The 15,399-nt window shown below is 60.4% G+C and carries 10 protein-coding genes; 3 read left to right on the plus strand and 7 right to left on the minus strand.

From position 1 onward, the window contains the following. Positions 1 to 11 precede the first annotated feature (11 nt). Entirely contained in the window at positions 12 to 2,054 is a 2,043-nt protein-coding gene (locus C5P05_RS21735; RefSeq protein ID WP_157979425.1) for a beta-propeller domain-containing protein, read from the minus strand. Between the two features lie 477 nt (positions 2,055 to 2,531). Here C5P05_RS21735 and C5P05_RS21750 point away from each other — a divergent pair, with 477 nt between their 5' ends. Further along, positions 2,532 to 3,770, plus strand: a complete 1,239-nt coding sequence (locus C5P05_RS21750) for an ATP-binding protein (protein ID WP_114971928.1) — start codon at positions 2,532 to 2,534, stop codon at positions 3,768 to 3,770. A gap of 189 nt (positions 3,771 to 3,959) precedes the next feature. Continuing rightward, on the plus strand, positions 3,960 to 5,165 hold the full coding sequence (locus C5P05_RS21755) for a trypsin-like serine protease (protein WP_114971929.1): 1,206 nt from the start codon (positions 3,960 to 3,962) through the stop codon (positions 5,163 to 5,165). Here C5P05_RS21755 and C5P05_RS21760 read toward each other — a convergent pair whose 3' ends face one another. The 6 genes from C5P05_RS21760 to C5P05_RS21785 form a co-directional block, all read right to left on the minus strand. Then, entirely contained in the window at positions 5,166 to 6,497 is a 1,332-nt protein-coding gene (locus tag C5P05_RS21760; protein WP_114971930.1) for a TolC family outer membrane protein, read from the minus strand. It abuts the gene before it with no gap. A gap of 4 nt (positions 6,498 to 6,501) precedes the next feature. After that, positions 6,502 to 7,878 carry an HlyD family type I secretion periplasmic adaptor subunit gene (locus C5P05_RS21765; protein WP_114971931.1) on the minus strand — a complete coding sequence of 459 codons (1,377 nt, stop codon included), beginning with the start codon at positions 7,876 to 7,878 and terminating at the stop codon, positions 6,502 to 6,504. Positions 7,879 to 7,914: 36 nt separating this feature from the next. Next, a complete protein-coding gene (locus tag C5P05_RS21770) occupies positions 7,915 to 9,621 on the minus strand; it encodes a type I secretion system permease/ATPase (RefSeq protein WP_114971932.1) in 1,707 nt (568 codons plus the stop codon). Positions 9,622 to 9,640: 19 nt separating this feature from the next. Beyond that, the gene (locus C5P05_RS21775; RefSeq protein WP_114971933.1) at positions 9,641 to 11,377 is read right to left on the minus strand and encodes a type I secretion system permease/ATPase; all 1,737 of its coding nucleotides are present in this window, start codon (positions 11,375 to 11,377) and stop codon (positions 9,641 to 9,643) included. Next, a complete protein-coding gene (locus tag C5P05_RS21780; protein WP_114971934.1) occupies positions 11,374 to 11,979 on the minus strand; it encodes a hypothetical protein in 606 nt (201 codons plus the stop codon). The genes C5P05_RS21775 and C5P05_RS21780 overlap by 4 nt, the downstream gene beginning before the upstream one ends. Positions 11,980 to 12,068: 89 nt before the next feature. Beyond that, positions 12,069 to 13,664, minus strand: a complete 1,596-nt coding sequence (locus tag C5P05_RS21785) for a methyl-accepting chemotaxis protein (protein WP_114971935.1) — start codon at positions 13,662 to 13,664, stop codon at positions 12,069 to 12,071. A 183-nt stretch (positions 13,665 to 13,847) separates the two neighbouring features. Between C5P05_RS21785 and pap the strand changes: the two genes are divergently transcribed. Further along, on the plus strand, positions 13,848 to 15,377 hold the full coding sequence (gene pap / locus C5P05_RS21790) for a polyphosphate:AMP phosphotransferase (protein ID WP_114971936.1): 1,530 nt from the start codon (positions 13,848 to 13,850) through the stop codon (positions 15,375 to 15,377). The last annotated feature ends 22 nt before the right edge of the window (positions 15,378 to 15,399 follow it).

The following is a 15,399-nucleotide window of genomic DNA, read 5'->3' on the forward strand; positions in this document are numbered from 1 at the left end:
CCCTCAAGATTTCACCACCCTGCGGAGCGCCAGATGCCATTCTGGTAGTAATGCACTTGGTTGTTCCATAGTAGCGAGCGGTCGTCGCGAATGTCGCGCTCTCCCATGACCGTAGACGCCAGCGGCGTACGCGGGGTCAGACTCTGCCCGGACAGGTCTATTTCGAATTTTTGAAGCTCCGTGCGCGTGAACTGGAAATAGTCATTGGCGGCCCCAGTGGCTGGGAGCGGCGGTATGTCATGCAGGCTTATCGGTAGACTCACACGAACGGTGTTGCCCACCGTTTGCAGCGCGACGCCGTGATGGCTGTGCAGCGCAGTAGCATTCGTGCCGCGCCGGCCAATGATGCTACGCGCGGCCTCGCGTGGCTGGGCGGGATTGGTGACGTCAATCAGCGAAAGCTTCACGCCCTGATACCAGGCAAAGCGTCCGTCGCCCGCCATGCCGTCCGAGATGGCGTCCTTGCCCACGCCGAGCAACAGGGTGTCGCTCAAAGGGAACAAGTAGTCGGAGTAGCCGCTAACCTGCAGCTCACCAGCCATCTTGGGGTCGGCCGGGTTAGACAAGTCCAGTACGTAAAGCGGATCCGTTAGCCGGTAAGTGACGAGGTAGCTGCGCGTGCCGATGAAACGTGAGGCGTAAAGTTGCTCGCCCTCCTTGCCTAGCGGCGCCGGTCTGCTGGCGTTGGGCAGCTCACTCACCACCGCCAATGCACTGGCGCTTTCTTGCAGGATGGTCAGGTGAGCAGGGGACTGCATCGGAATGGTTGCACCGGATGCGTCCGCAGGTGGTGCGGTCTGCGTGATCACGCGCAGCACGCCCTTGTCCTCGCCCATGCGAAACGACTTTCGATTTTGATCAAAACCCAAATGCCCGGTCACATTGCCCGAGCCCCGATAGGCGATGTCCAGTCCTTTGAGCGCGAACTTGTGAATATCAGTGGAGGTCTGCCCGGCATAGACGGGGAGTGCGCCACTGTAGGTGTAGGCGGTGCGGGTGGTCGCCAGGTACAGGCTCTGGTCCGACATGTAGAACGCCTCGGTGCCGCCAGTGAAGCAGCGCGCGGCGTGCCGGTGCGTGGCGGAGGCGAGGTCTATGCCGACGACTGTGATGATATCGGCGCTCTTGACGGCGTTGTTCTCCTGCGTAAAGCAGGACGATGCCTGAACCAGCGGCTGCGCGGCTCCGCCATCAATGGAGAGGGTGGGCAGCAACTGTGCCGATTGCAGCGCATCTAACACCGCCTGGTTGGCGGCCGCTTTCGCCGCGGGCCAGCTGGGATCGAGCCCCGGCACTTGCGGATAACTGCGCATCACCAGATACAGCATTGATCCCAACCGGCGCGAGCCGATGAGCTGGGCCGTCATGCGCAGGGTTCTGATCTTCTGCAACTGGACCGGGTTAGCGGTGTCTATCAAGGCGACCTCGGTCACGCTCTGCCCCCAGAGTTGGGGGGCAAACCAAGCGTCGAAAATGCCCCAAGCGGTAACGCCCTCGGCGATTACAGCCAGTTGCTGGCGTTCGCTGTTGAGGTACAAGCCGGTGCCCCGAACGCCGGCTGAGAACGCAATTTTCAAACTGTCCACAGGGACAAGGGAAGCATCGCCCGCGTTCGCGCCCAGCCGTTGTCGGCGCAGTACGTCACGCGTGAAGTCGGTGGCGGTGGCGGGCTCCAGATTGAAGACGTAGGTACCGTCGCTTTTGATCAAGTCGGCCTCGTCCACCCCTGCCTCCTGCAGCGTGGTGTTGGAAAAAACAGCGGTAGTTGCGCCGGACGCAGCCGGTGCGGCAGTTGTGGCGGCCGGCAAGTCCATCGCCCAAATGCTTCCCAAGTACCGCGTGGACGTCGGACCAAGCGCTTCGCGGAAATAGGCGGTTAGACCGGCCTCGGTCGTGCTGTGCAAGCTCCAGGGCGTCGGTGGTGGTTCTGTAGTGGCAGTGGTGCTACTGCCACCGCAACCCACCAGAGTCAGCACCGCGATGATCATCAGACCGACCAGGCGGCTAGATGCACCCTTTGGAGCTTCGCTGCGATGACGGATTTTGGTTGCCATAACACCTCCTTTTGGGGACGCCATTGACCACGCAGAAGTCTACAGGGCAATTGTGTTCTTGAACACCCGAGGTGCTCCGACCTACAAGCACACCGGTAACCATGTAGAAAGCTGGGCGGTTGTGGTTGAGCACCGCTACTGGTTTTTCGCCAGCAGTACGCAGCACCTGTGCCGGGTTATTTTTATACAAAACAAGCCTCTAGCCCTTATGCGACCTGCGTTAGTAGCTATCAAATTCATATCAAACCATCTTGACTAATTTTGACCTGACTATGTCCAGCATCGCCATCGACAATCAAGACTATGACCTCGACACGCTCTCAATTGAGGCCAAAGCGCAACTGCAAAGCCATAAGCTACAGATCCGGATTTCACGAGACATAAATCCGATATTCACGCGAATTAACTCCGAAATATACGTCTTCTCTTTCCGTATTTTACGTTGATGAATTCCATATCTCACGGTACGATGTGGTCATGATCACACCATCTCTTTACCCGCGTCTCATCGAGGCGCGCATCGCTGAAGCCCTGATGGACACGCCCGTCGTTCTCCTTGCAGGTCCGCGCCAAGCAGGCAAAACAACCTTGGTGAGGCAGATGGCGGAGCAAGGGCTGCGCTACCTCACGCTGGACGATGAGCTGACGCTTCTGTCAGCGCGGGAAGATCCGGTCGGGATGATTCGAAGCTTGGATCGTGCTGTCATCGATGAGATCCAGCGTGCGCCACAGTTGTTGCTGGCCATCAAGAAAAGTGTCGATGAGGACAGACGTCCAGGGCGCTTCTTGCTAACCGGGTCAGCGAATTTGATGGCGCTGCCGACCGTGGCCGACTCGCTGGCCGGCCGAATGGAGACGCTCTCACTGCTGCCTCTGTCGCAAAGCGAGATGCACGGTAGCGCGACGAACTGGATAGATGCGGCTTTTGCTGGTCGGCTGCTCAAGGTCGATACACCCTTGCTGGGGGAGGCGTTGGTTGAGGCGGTTTTGCGGGGCGGCTACCCTGAGGCGATCTCCCGCACGACCGCGCGTCGGCGCAAAGCCTGGGCGCGTCAGTACATCGACGCCATCATCCAGCGCGATATCCGTGATGTGGCCAGCATCGAGAAGCTTGATCAGTTGCCGCGCTTTCTGCGCGCTCTGGCACAGGTGGCGGGCCAGATGTGCAACTACACACAGCTGGGTGGTCAGGTGGGGTTGGATGGCAAAACGGCCGCCCGCTATGTCGGGGTGTTCGAGCAGATGTACTTGCTCAAGCGTATCGACGTTTGGGCACGCAACCGACTCAACCGTGTCGTCAAAACGCCCAAGCTACAGTTCATCGACTCTGGGCTGCTGGCCACCCTGGTAGATCTCGGCGCCGCTGAGGTGCAGCAGGATCGCAGCCGGTTTGGCAACGTGCTGGAAACCTTCGTTTATGGTGAACTGCTCAAGCACACCACTACGGCTGAAGGCGACTATCGATTGCTGTACTACCGCGACGCTGACAAGCACGAAGTTGATGTGGTAATCGAGAACGCGGCTGGCCAGCTGGTTGGCGTAGAGGTAAAGGCAGCTGCTACAGTCAAGGCAAGCGATCTGCGTGGCTTGAAGAAGCTGGCCAGCGTCGCGGGTGACCAGTTCAAGATGGGCGTCCTGCTCTATGACGGCACTGAGACTATGCCGTTGGGCGATAGTCTATGGGCCGCGCCGTTATCGTCTTTGTGGGGAAAGTAGAACAGTAAGCGCAACATCATGGTGTCGCGCAATATGTCGTTCTTATCCGAAATTACTCATTCCTATGCGCAAGGTTGCTCTGATGATCGGATGTCGCTTCCGGGCTTTATGGCTCTGCCAGCGGTCGTCAGTTCGATTCCGACAAGCGGCACCAGCATTTAATCCCGGCACGGCCTCCTATACTGGCGCATGGTTGCTACCGTTACATCCCACACCGATACCCGCAACCGAGCCTATGCTGGCGAAGGCTTTGACGGCGTGGTGCGCGTTGCCGTCGGCGGCTATTACGGCACGGGCGTCCTGCTCTATGACGGCCACGCCGTCCTCACAGCGGCTCACTTGTTCACCCATGGCAGCACTGCGGCGAGTGTCACTTTTGAAACGACAGTGGGTAGCCAAACCGCAACGGCCAGTCGCGTCGCGCTACAGCCCACCTACGACGCTACGCAAGGCAACAACGACCTTGCCATTGTGTGGCTGTCCAGCAGTGCGCCCGTCACAGCCGAGCGTTACAGCCTGTACCGCGGCAGCGACGAAATCGGCCAGTCGCTGACGATGGTGGGCTACGGACTGCCCGGCATGGGTGCCACAGGCGAGTTGACGAATTACAGCGGCGGCCCACTCCGCCTGAAAGCCAGTAACCAGTTTGATGCGGATGCCGGCACACTCAAGAGCGGGCTTGGGTCGGCAATGAGCTGGACGCCGATGCCTGGCACGCAATTGATCGCCGATTTTGACAACGGCACCACCCACCAGGATGCGTTGGGTCGCTTAATCATTCGCCCCGGAACCGGTCTGGGGCAGGACGAAGGCTTGATAACGCCCGGTGACAGTGGTGGCCCGGCTTTCATCAGCGGACAGGTCGCCGGTATCGCCAGCTACACCGCCAGTCTGGTGAGCGGCGGTGTCCACCCCGACATCGACAGCGTGAGCAATAGCAGCTTTGGAGAGGTCGCGGCTTGGCAACGGGTCAGCTACTACCAGCAGTGGATTGACCAGAGCCTGCGGGCGCAATACACGAATGCGCCAACGCAACCGGCGCAGGTGCAAAAAGCCGCCACCGAGGGCAATAGCGGCACGAGCTACGCCTATTTCCTGCTGCAGTTCACTGGAGTGCGTAGCGACCCCAACCAGCTGTTGAGCGTGGACTACCGCACGCGCGATGGGTCGGCCACGGCCGGTGAGGATTACCTCGCCGCCAGCGGCACTTTAGTGCTCTACCCCAACGAGAATCAAGCCGCGATTGCGGTGGAAATCGTCGGGGACTACCAGGCCGAACCCAACGAAACCTTCTATCTTGACGTGACCCATCCCGTGGGGGGCAGCTTTGGCGACGGGGTGGTCATGCTCACGGCGGTACGCACGATTGTCAATGACGATGGTGCCTGGCTGTGATCAGCGTTGTAGCAGTTGGTTCATCGCGACCACGGAGTCGATATCAGCACTGCCCACGAGCGCAAGCAACCTGATCCTGGACATCAGGTGGACATAACGCGCCTGCGTCAGGTCGCGCAAAACCACCATACGCTGCTGCTCGGCGTTCAACACGTCAACCACGGTGCGGTTGCCCGCCTGATAAGACTTGCTGCTTGACACCACCAGCTGATCGGATGAGCGAACTGCTTGTTCCAAGGCCCTGATCTTGGGGATGCTTTCAGTAACGCCCCGAAACTCTTTGTGGACGCGCACGCCAAGGTCGCGTCGGCCGGCTTCCAGCGTTTGTTCTGCATTCTCAAGCCCGGCGAGGGCCTGCCGCACCAACGAGTTCACGTAGCCGCCGGCAAATAGCGGGATGTTGAGCTGCACGCCAACCGAAGCATTGGTGTAGGTGGAGCTGGTGTTGGTGACGCTTTCGCTTTTGCTGCGGGACCACTGCGCGATCGCATCCAGCGTTGGATAGTGTCCGGATTTGGCCTTGTCCACCTCCTGGCGGGCCACTTCAAGCTGGGCCTTGAGAGACTGAAATTGGGGGCTGCTTTGCTCAGCGCGCTCGATCCAGTCTTCCAGGCGCTTGGGCTGCGGATCAAGCAGTTCAAGCTTCGACACATCCAACACAGCCAGCCTGTCAATGGGCTGATTGACCAGCATTTGCAGTTGCTGTAGCGTGTAAGTGATGTTTTGACGGGCTTCGATTTCTAGTGCAACGCTCATGTCGAGGCGGGCTTGGGCCTCGTCAATGTCGGTGCGAGTTCCGCTGCCGGCGGCAAATGTCTTGCGGGCGGCATCAAGCTGGGTGGTGTAGGCGGTACGCTGCGCCAGCACCAACGCGAGCTGATCATGGGTCAACAAGGCTTCAAAATAAGCACCGATAACGCGCACAGCGAGGTTTTGCTCTGCTTGGGCCAGTGTGGCATCGGCAGTGTCAACCTGTGCTTTGGCCTGGCGGTATTGGGCCATCAATTGGGGGCGAATCAAGGGCTGCCGCAAAGACAGTGTTTGGTTGCTACTTGGGTAGTTGGTGTGGGTGATTTGCTCCTGGCCCAGAAAATTGGGGCTTTCACTGGTGAGCTGGTTGTTGGTGCTTGCCAGGCTGGCGGTCACATTGGGCAAGAGTTGCGATCTTGCTTGTGGCAAGCGCTCACGCCCGGCCGCGGCCTCTGCCCTGGCCGCCAGGAGGGTGGCATCTTGCTTTTGTGCGGCTTCAAAGGCCTGCAACAAATCAATCGGCCAGGCCACCATCGACAAAGAGAGCAGAGCGCCGCCCACGATCCAACTGTTGCGGTTCATGTGCTCACTCCTCTTTCATGGATGCGGCGAGCCGCTTGGTCAACGGGCTGAGCAGGTAGGTCAACATGGAGCGCTCACCGGTGAGAAAGACAACTTCAACCGGCATGCCGGGTTGGAGCTGGCGCTTGCCCAGTTTTTTGTACCCGTCCGCAGTTACGCCAACCCGTGCCAGGTAGTAGCCCACGCCGGTTTGATGATCGGTCAGCAGGTCCGCCGAGACCGAAACGACCTTGCCATCCACCACCAACTGCGGTGTATGGGCAAAAGACGAGAACCGCACATCCACCATCAGGCCTTTATTGACGCGGTCGATAAGGTGCGGCGCGACGCGGGCCTCGATGAGAAGGGCCTGGCCTTCTGGCACGATGTCCATCAATTTTTGGCCGGGGCCAATGACGCCGCCCACCGTCTGGAATGCCAGACCCACGACTTGCCCCGCCGCCGGGGATTTGATCTCGATGCGGCTGAGGTCGTCTTTGGTAGCACGGTACTTTTCACCATCGGCCTGCACTTCGCGACCCACGTCGGCCAACTGGGACTCCACCTCTTTGCGGTAATCCTGTTGCCGGGCAATGATCCGCTGGCGCTGCTCGGCCACGGAGCGTTTGGCGCGGATGGCGTTGCCTTGCAGTTCGGCCAGCCCGGAACTGGCCTCGAACGCCATGCGTTCGAGTTCGAGTTGCCGGTTTCGCGGGGCGTAACCCTCTTTAACCAGGCCGCGGGTGTTGTTGAGCTCTTCGGTCAGCAAGGCCTGCTGGTTCTTGCGGTTGACCGACATCCCTTCGTAGGCCTGAATCAGCCCTTCTTGCCCTTGAACGCTCTCCTCAATGGACTGCAGTTCAGCACGCAAGGAGGCCCGGCGCGAGATAAACAGCTGCTCTTGTGTCTGAATCACCTGACGAATCTGCGGGTCCTGGCTGGCTTCCAGCACGTCGGGATGGAACGCAATTTTGGGTTGACCCCGCTGCTCCGCCAACAGCCGGCTTTCCATGGCACGCAAGCCAACGTAGCGCTGTCGAGCGGACTCGTAGTTTGCGCGTGCAACGGCTTCGTCCAGGCGCATCAGCAACTGTCCCTCTTTGACGCGATCACCCTCCCCGACCAGCACTTCTTTGACAAGCCCCCCGGTCAGGTGCTGGACGGTCTTGCTTTTGGTGTCAATGGCCACCATACCCTGACCCGGCACGCCTTCGTCAAGCGGAGCCAAGCCGGCCCACAGTAGAAAGCCTCCAAAACCAAGCCCCAGCGCCCATAGCCCGATGCGGGCGGGGCGGCCGGCGTCTGCCGACAAGGCTTGTTCGGCAGGGGGGATCTCGTCGGCTAGCACGCTGGCGGACAGTGACTTGGAGGGAGGACGTTTGAACATATCTAGTTTGGCCATAACAGACTCGGCAATAAATGAGGTGGGGAAATGGGATCAGGCCGGCAAGGCAGCCGCTCTGGGCGCCTGCAAGGCGGCGATCACGGCGTCGCGCGGTCCGTCGGCCTGCACCTGGCCATCGCGCAGGATCACAATACGGTCGGCCACCGCCACGGCGGCCGGGCGATGGGTGATTAAAAACACGGTCCGGCCTTTGGCTTTCAGTTGCTGGATGGTCTTGAAGAGGGCGGCTTCACCTGCGTCGTCGAGGTTGGCATTGGGTTCATCCAGCACGATCAGCACCGGGTTGCCGTAGATGGCGCGCGCCAGGCCAATGCGCTGGCGTTGCCCGCCCGACAACAAATTGCCGGCCTCGCCGATAGGGGTGTCGTAGCCCTTGGGGAAGCGAAGAATCATGTCGTGCAAGCCAGCGCTTTGCGCTGCTTCAATGACTTGCGCGGGGTCCACCGTGCCAAAACGGGCAATGTTTTCGGCAATAGAGCCTTCAAACAATTCAATGTCCTGTGGCAGGTAGCCGATGTGGGGGCCGAGTTCGACGCGGTTCCAGCCTTCGATCGGCAAACCATCGATGAGGACTTCACCCGATACATCCGGCCATATGCCCACCAGCACCCGCGCCAGGGTTGACTTGCCCGACCCCGATGGCCCCAACACGGCCGTGACCGTGCCGGCGGGCATATTGAGGTTGATGTTTTGAAGAATCGGAATCAAACGGCCAGGCGCGCTGGCAAACACCTGGTGTAGCGTGATCTGTCCGGCAGGCGCTACCCGCTTGAGGGCGGGGTCCCGCGGCGGGTATTCAAGCAGCAGTTGTTCCAGCCGGGTGAAAGCAGAGCGCATGCCAATGAACTGGCGCCAGCTGCCCACCATCATGTCGATAGGTGCAAGCGCACGCGACATGAGTACATTGGCCGCAATCATCCCGCCCGGCGAGAGCTGGCCATCAATCACCAACAAGGCCCCGGCACCCAGCGCCAGCGACTGTTGAGCGTAGCGAATGAACTTGCTCCAGGCGGTGATGCGATGGGTCAAGTGTTGTGCATCCCCGCTGCGCGCGAGGTGGTTCTGATGCCGCTCGGCCCAGCGCACCTGCAGATTGCGAACCATGCCCATGGACTCCAGTACTTCGGCATTGCGCAATTTGCTCTGCAGGAAGCTGCCGGCCTCGGCACCGGCCTTGGCGGCAGCCTCTGACGGGGCCAGCGTGTGGCGATGCCCAAACCAGGCGAGCGCGGCCTGGATCAGTGCAAACACCACGCCAATCACGCCCAGCCAAGGGTGCAAAAAGAACAGCACGGCCATGTAGATCGGCGCCCAGGGGGCATCAAAGAACGCAAAGATGCCGTTACCGGTGAGAAATTGGCGAATCTGGATCAGGTCGCCAAACGCCCGCGAGGGGCTGGTGCCCGACTGACTCAGGTGCGCCTCAAAGCTGGCGTTAAACACCTGCGTACTGAGCTGCTCATCCAGCCGCACGCCGGTGCTGACCAGCAGACGCGAGCGCATCCACTCGGCAAAGCCCATGACGGCAAACAGGAACAGGGTCAGCAAGGACATGGCAATCAGCGTGAGTTCACTCTGGCTGGCGAGCACCCGGTCATAGACCTGCAGCATATAGAGGGTGGGAGTCAGCATCAGCACATTGGCCACCATGCTGAAGGCGCCCACAATCAGGAACTCACGGCGAAAGCTCCACAGGGTGGAAGTCAGGTCACTGCGTTTGAAAAATTCAGGTGTTTTCATATTGTTTTGTGGACAGTCGTCAGGCGTTCGCGGGCGATGGCTGGGGTGTGGCAACCTGACGAGCCTGGGTCGCAGCGTCAGAGAGCGCCTTCAAAACATCATCTCGCGGGCCGAACATCTGGGTCTGCCCGTCACGCAACACCAGCATTTTGTCGACCACGCTTAGCACGCTGGTGCGGTGCGTCATCACCACAAAAGTGGTGCCACGCGACTTGAGTTGTGCGATGGCACTGGCCAACGCAGCGTCGCCCTGCTCGTCCAGGCTGGAGTTGGGTTCGTCCAGCACCACAAAGGCGGGGTTGCCGTAGATGGCCCGCGCCAGGCCCACGCGCTGGCGCTGCCCGCCAGACAACATGGCGCCCTCACGCCCCACGGGGTTGTCATAACCGAGCGGCAACGCCAGAATGAATTCATGCAGGCCCACGGCATGGGCAGCGGCCTCTACCTTGGCCTGGTCGACCTCGCCAAACCGGGCGATATTCTCGGCCAGTGTGCCGTCAAACAACTCCACGCCCTGCGGCAAATACCCCAAGTGCGGACCCAGTTCAGTCTTGTTCCAGGTGTGGACATCGGCGCCGTCGAGCCGGACCTTGCCATTGACGGCGGGCCACAAACCGACCAGCATCCGGGCGAGCGTCGTCTTGCCAGAGGCCGATGGCCCCACCACGGCCAATACTTCGCCCGGTTGCAGGGCAAAGCTCACGCCTTTCAGGATGGGAGCCTGGGTGCCGGGAGCGCCGGCGATCAGGTTTTCAACCAGCAACTGACCCTGTGGTGCGGGTAAAGCCATACCGGGCGGGCGCTGCACTACCATGCCCAAGAGGTTGTCCAAACGATCATAGGCGTCGCGGACATTCACGACGGTTTGCCATTGCGCCACAATTTGAATCAGCGGCGCCAACACGCGCCCGCCAAGAATTGAACCGACAATCATGTAGGCGGCACCGCCGTTTAGTTGGTTTCGCAGCAACAACCAGGCCCCCAGACCCAACAGCAGAGAGCTGACTGTGTTTTGCAAGAATTTGGAGACCGCCTGGTAAAAGCCGGCATGGTCTGACGCGGTTGCTTGTAAACCCAGAAACTCCCGTTGCTTGTCCATCCAGCGGCGGTGAATGTCGCGCAACATGCCCATCGATTCAATCACTTGGGCATTGCGCAAGGTGCCGTCGGCATACTGCTGCGCGGCAATGGCGCTGCGGTTGGCGGCCAGCAGCGACGGTTGCGTGCTGCGCTCATTGAGCCAGCCAACAAAAGTTTGCAACAGGGCGGCCACCACGGCGGCCCAGCCCAGGACCGGGCTGATGGCAAATATCAGCACCAGAAACACCAGTGAAACGGGGGCCTCCATCAAGGCCAGCAAGACCGGCGAATACAGAAAATCGCGCACGGTGCGGAAATCATTCATGGGCTGGGCCGTGCCGCCGGGCAGGCGTTTGAGATTGGCCTCAAAAATCGCGGTAAAAATGCGCCCACTCATGCGGCGGTCAAACGCCATGGCCGCCCCATACATAACCTCGGAGCGCACCCACTCCAGCACCTCCATCAACACATAGGCTGCCAGCACCAGCAGCGTCAGCATGGCCAGTGTGGTGTGGCTGCGGCTGTTGACGACCCGGTCGTAGACCTCAAGCATGTACCCCGATGGCGCCAAAATGAGCAGACTGGCAAACAGGCTGAACCAGGCCGCCCGCTTGAAATAGGGCTGCAGCGCGGACAGGGCGTCGCGCAGTTCAGACGGGGGTTTGCTGGGATTCATTGGGCCTCCTCGACCATCACATATTCCGGAATATCAGCACCACTGCCCAGAGCGGGCTCGGGTGCTTCACTTTCCTGTCCATCGCTGAACAGGAATGACAACTCAAACACGCCGTCTAACCGGCGCGATAACACGATTTCACGCAGTTTTTTTTCGTTGAAATTGGCTTCGTCTGCCGGTTTCAGGGCCAACGCAAAACGGATTCGACCGTCGAGCGTGTACATGGAGAGCTGGCCCTGCTTTACGCTCAGCGTATGCCGGTCAAAATACACAGGGCAGTTGTCTGCAAAACGCAACAAGGGCAGCGGTTTGTCCCCCATGTGCGATAGATTGAACGGGCTTTGTGAATGCTGGAACACGACGCGACAAGTGCGTGACACCGAGTAGATGGCATTGCAGACCATCTGAGAGCCAAGCTCTGGAAAACGCTCCCGCAGGCTGCGGTACATCAGGTGGTGCAGTGCCACCCGGTTCCACACCCGCGTTTGTTGAACCGTGGGCGCCAGTGCATTGCACACCTTTGCAAACGCCGCCTGCAAGGCCTGCAGACGGGCCAGTTGCTCAGGCGATGTGTTCAGCGGAATGCGCAGCATAAAGTTCATATAGGAAAAATTCTATCATCTTCCTATATGAACTTTTCAGCCATCTCGCCAAACATGCGACAGATGAGACTCAGCCCAGCTCAACTGAACTATGAGTGCGTTCTTTGATGACCCAGCTGCAATTGCTTCAGGCTGAGTCCCACACCGTGCATTCCATCGAGCTTGAAGACACCCACGACTTGCTCCAGATGGCCGGCCTGGTCCTGCAATGACTGGGCGGCGGCGGCGGCTTCTTCGACCAGGGCGGCATTTTGCTGCGTGACCTGGTCCATTTCGGCAATCGCATCGTTCACGCGCTGGATGCCGCTGCTCTGTTCAGCGCTGGCGGCGGCAATCTCACCCATGATGTCGGTGACGTGGCGGATGCTGTCCACGATTTCCGTCATGGTGGCGCCCGCTTGATGCACCTGGGCGCTGCCGGTGCCGACTTTTTCGACGGAGTCGCTGATCAGGGTCTTGATTTCCTTGGCCGCAGCGGCCGAGCGTTGCGCCAGGCTGCGCACTTCGGCGGCAACAACGGCAAAGCCGCGTCCCTGCTCCCCGGCGCGCGCGGCTTCGACGGCGGCGTTCAAGGCCAGGATATTCGTCTGGAATGCAATGCCATCGATCACATCAATGATGTCGACGATTTTTTTGGAGGAGGCATTGATGGACTCCATGGTGTGAACCACTTGCGACACCACAGCCCCGCCTTTGACCGCGACGGCTGAGGCGGAAATGGCGAGCTGGTTGGCCCGGCGCGCGTTGTCGGCGTTCTGATTGACGGTGGACGTGAGTTCCTGCATGGAAGAGGCAGTGTTTTCCAGGGAGCCGGCCTGCAACTCGGTGCGCGCGGACAGATCGGCATTGCCATTGGCGATATGGTTGGCGGCGCTGTAAATGGTGTCGGTGCCGTCGCGCACCTTGCCGACGATGCGCACCAGGCTTTCATTCATGTCCTTCAAGGCCTGCTGCAGCTCGCCCATTTCATTGCTTGAATTGACCGTGATTTTTTGCGTCAAATCGCCTGCGGCAATGCCACGCGCCACTTTCACCCCGAACTCCAGCGGCTGGGTGACGACTTTGCGGATGAAGGGGTAGATCAGCATCAGCACCGGGATGCAGGTGATGATGGCGGCGAGAATCGATTTGAGACGCTGATCGGCCAGGCCGGCATTGACCTGGTCCAGCGAGACTTTCATGCTGACGACGCCCAGCACGGTGTTTTCAGGCACCTGATGGCACAGCGTGCAATCCTTGCCGAGGGAGTTCTTGAGTGCCAGCGCGGGCCGCACCGTGCGCAGGTATTCGCCCTTGCTGTCCGACTCCACCTGGATGACTTCCTTGCCACTTTGCAGCACGCGTTGCTCCAGCGCGTCCGGCCGGGTGTCATCCTTGGCGGTACCGGGTCCAAAGGCCTTGGAGACGCTGTCGCCGCGCAGGACACGGACGTCACGGATGGAGCCGAGCTGCTTGACCTGGTCGAGGAACACGTCGCGCTGCGCCACGGTGCCGGTCACCATCATGCCGGTGAGCCCCGCCATGGTGGCGTTGTGCATGCTGAGGGAGAAATCGCGCGCCTGCTCCAGGGCCGCATCGCGATAGACATAGCCCTGCCAGACGATCACGCCCGACCAGACAACGATCAGCGCGGCGCCGATGGTGGTCAGGAGTTGTACCCATATTTTGTATTTGGCGACGTGCAAAATGTGATTCCTTGCTGGAGCGAACGGGAAACGCAAGCCTTTTGTTTCGGGCTGGTTTGGCAACGCCCTTTGTACGCGTTTTCAAGCTCGCCCGGCTTGCTCCAAGTCAAGGTTTTGCTGTGCTGATGCGCTCACCTAGAATGAAAATTGGGGCGCCCCGCGCACCGGTTCCGAAAGGCTCAGATGTTTGAATCGGCAGAACTTGGTCACAAGATTGGCAAAGCGGCCTACCGTGCGGCGGTGTCTGATTTGCGTGCGGCACTGCTTGGCGTACAGGTTGATTTATACGAGAACCGGAAGATCCCGGTGGTGGTGCTGATCAGCGGCCAGGACGGCGCCGGCAAGGGCGAAACCATCAATGTGCTCTACGAGTGGATGGACCCCCGGTTTCTGTCCACGCTGGCGTTTTCCAAGCCCACCGATGAGGAACGCGAACGCCCGGCCATGTGGCGCTACTGGCGCGCCTTGCCGCCCAAGGGCCGCATCGGCATGTTCGCCGGCTCCTGGTATTCCGATCCGATTCGCGAGCGCATTCAGGGCGAGATTTCCCTGAAGGAACTCGATGCCCGGGCCGACCAGATCAACCGCTTTGAGGCGATGCTGGTCAACGAGGGCGCGCTGGTGCTGAAGTTCTGGTTTCACCTGACCAAGGAGGGACAGAAAAACCGGCTCAAGGCGCTGGCAAGCGCCCCCCGCACCGCCTGGCGCGTGACCCGATGGAACTGGGACCGGCTCAAGACCTACGACAAGCTGCAGGACGTGGCCGGTCATTTTCTGCGCATGACCAATACGCCCTGGGCGCCCTGGGTGGTGGTGGAAGGCACGGATGACCGCTACCGTTCGCTGACGGTGGGGCAAATCCTGCTGGACACCTTGACGAAAAAGTTGGCCGGACCGGCCCAACAGGCGTCGCCGGTGGCGCCCATGGTGCGGGTGGACACGGACGGCCGCAACGTGCTGTCCGAACTCGATCTCACGCTCGCGCTGGCCGACAAGTCCTACGCGATTGCGCTGGCCAAATGGCAGGGGCGCCTGTCGGCGCTGGTGCGCGATGCGCGCTTCAAGGGCCGCGCGCTGGTCTGCGCCTTTGAGGGGGCGGACGCCGCTGGCAAGGGCGGCGCCATTCGGCGCATCGGCGCGGCGCTGGATGCCCGGCAATACCAGGTGACGCCGGTGGCCGCCCCCACGGACGAAGAGCGGGCACAGCCCCATCTCTGGCGTTTCTGGCGCCATGTGCCGCGCCAGGGCCATGTGGCGATCTTCGACCGCACCTGGTATGGGCGGGTGCTGGTGGAGCGGGTGGAAGGCTTTTGCTCGGAGAACGACTGGCTGCGCGCCTACAGCGAGATCAACGACTTCGAGCATGAAATGAACGACGCCGGCGTGATCGTGCTGAAGTTCTGGCTGCAGATCAGCCAGGCGGAGCAGCTCAGGCGTTTCCAGGCGCGCGAAAAGATTGAATTCAAACGCTTCAAGATCACCCAGGAAGACTGGCGCAACCGCGAGAAATGGGACGCCTACCAGCAGGCGATTTGCGACATGGTGGAGCGGACCAGCACCGGCCATGCGCCCTGGACCCTGGTCGAGGCCAACGACAAGAACTATGCGCGCGTCAAGATCCTGCGCACGCTGTGCCAGCGGCTGGAAGCCGAACTGGATGCCATGCCAACAGCCGGCAAAACCCCGAAGCGCGCCAAATCGGCCGGCAAGTAGGCGGATCTTGTTAACCTTCAGA

This window comes from Rhodoferax ferrireducens, from assembly GCF_003347515.1.
In the GTDB taxonomy this organism is placed as follows: Bacteria; Pseudomonadota; Gammaproteobacteria; order Burkholderiales; family Burkholderiaceae_C; genus Rhodoferax.

Bases quoted from the DNA above. Each gene is read 5' to 3' on its own strand.
- pap (WP_114971936.1), top strand. From the start codon at position 13,848: ATGTTTGAATCGGCAGAACTTGGTCACAAGATTGGCAAAGCGGCCTAC.
- C5P05_RS21780 (WP_114971934.1), bottom strand. From the start codon at position 11,979: ATGAACTTTATGCTGCGCATTCCGCTGAACACATCGCCTGAGCAACTG.
- C5P05_RS21760 (WP_114971930.1), bottom strand. From the start codon at position 6,497: ATGAACCGCAACAGTTGGATCGTGGGCGGCGCTCTGCTCTCTTTGTCG.
- C5P05_RS21765 (WP_114971931.1), bottom strand. From the start codon at position 7,878: ATGGCCAAACTAGATATGTTCAAACGTCCTCCCTCCAAGTCACTGTCC.
- C5P05_RS21755 (WP_114971929.1), top strand. From the start codon at position 3,960: ATGGTTGCTACCGTTACATCCCACACCGATACCCGCAACCGAGCCTAT.
- C5P05_RS21750 (WP_114971928.1), top strand. From the start codon at position 2,532: ATGATCACACCATCTCTTTACCCGCGTCTCATCGAGGCGCGCATCGCT.
- C5P05_RS21735 (WP_157979425.1), bottom strand. From the start codon at position 2,054: ATGGCAACCAAAATCCGTCATCGCAGCGAAGCTCCAAAGGGTGCATCT.
- C5P05_RS21775 (WP_114971933.1), bottom strand. From the start codon at position 11,377: ATGAATCCCAGCAAACCCCCGTCTGAACTGCGCGACGCCCTGTCCGCG.
- C5P05_RS21770 (WP_114971932.1), bottom strand. From the start codon at position 9,621: ATGAAAACACCTGAATTTTTCAAACGCAGTGACCTGACTTCCACCCTG.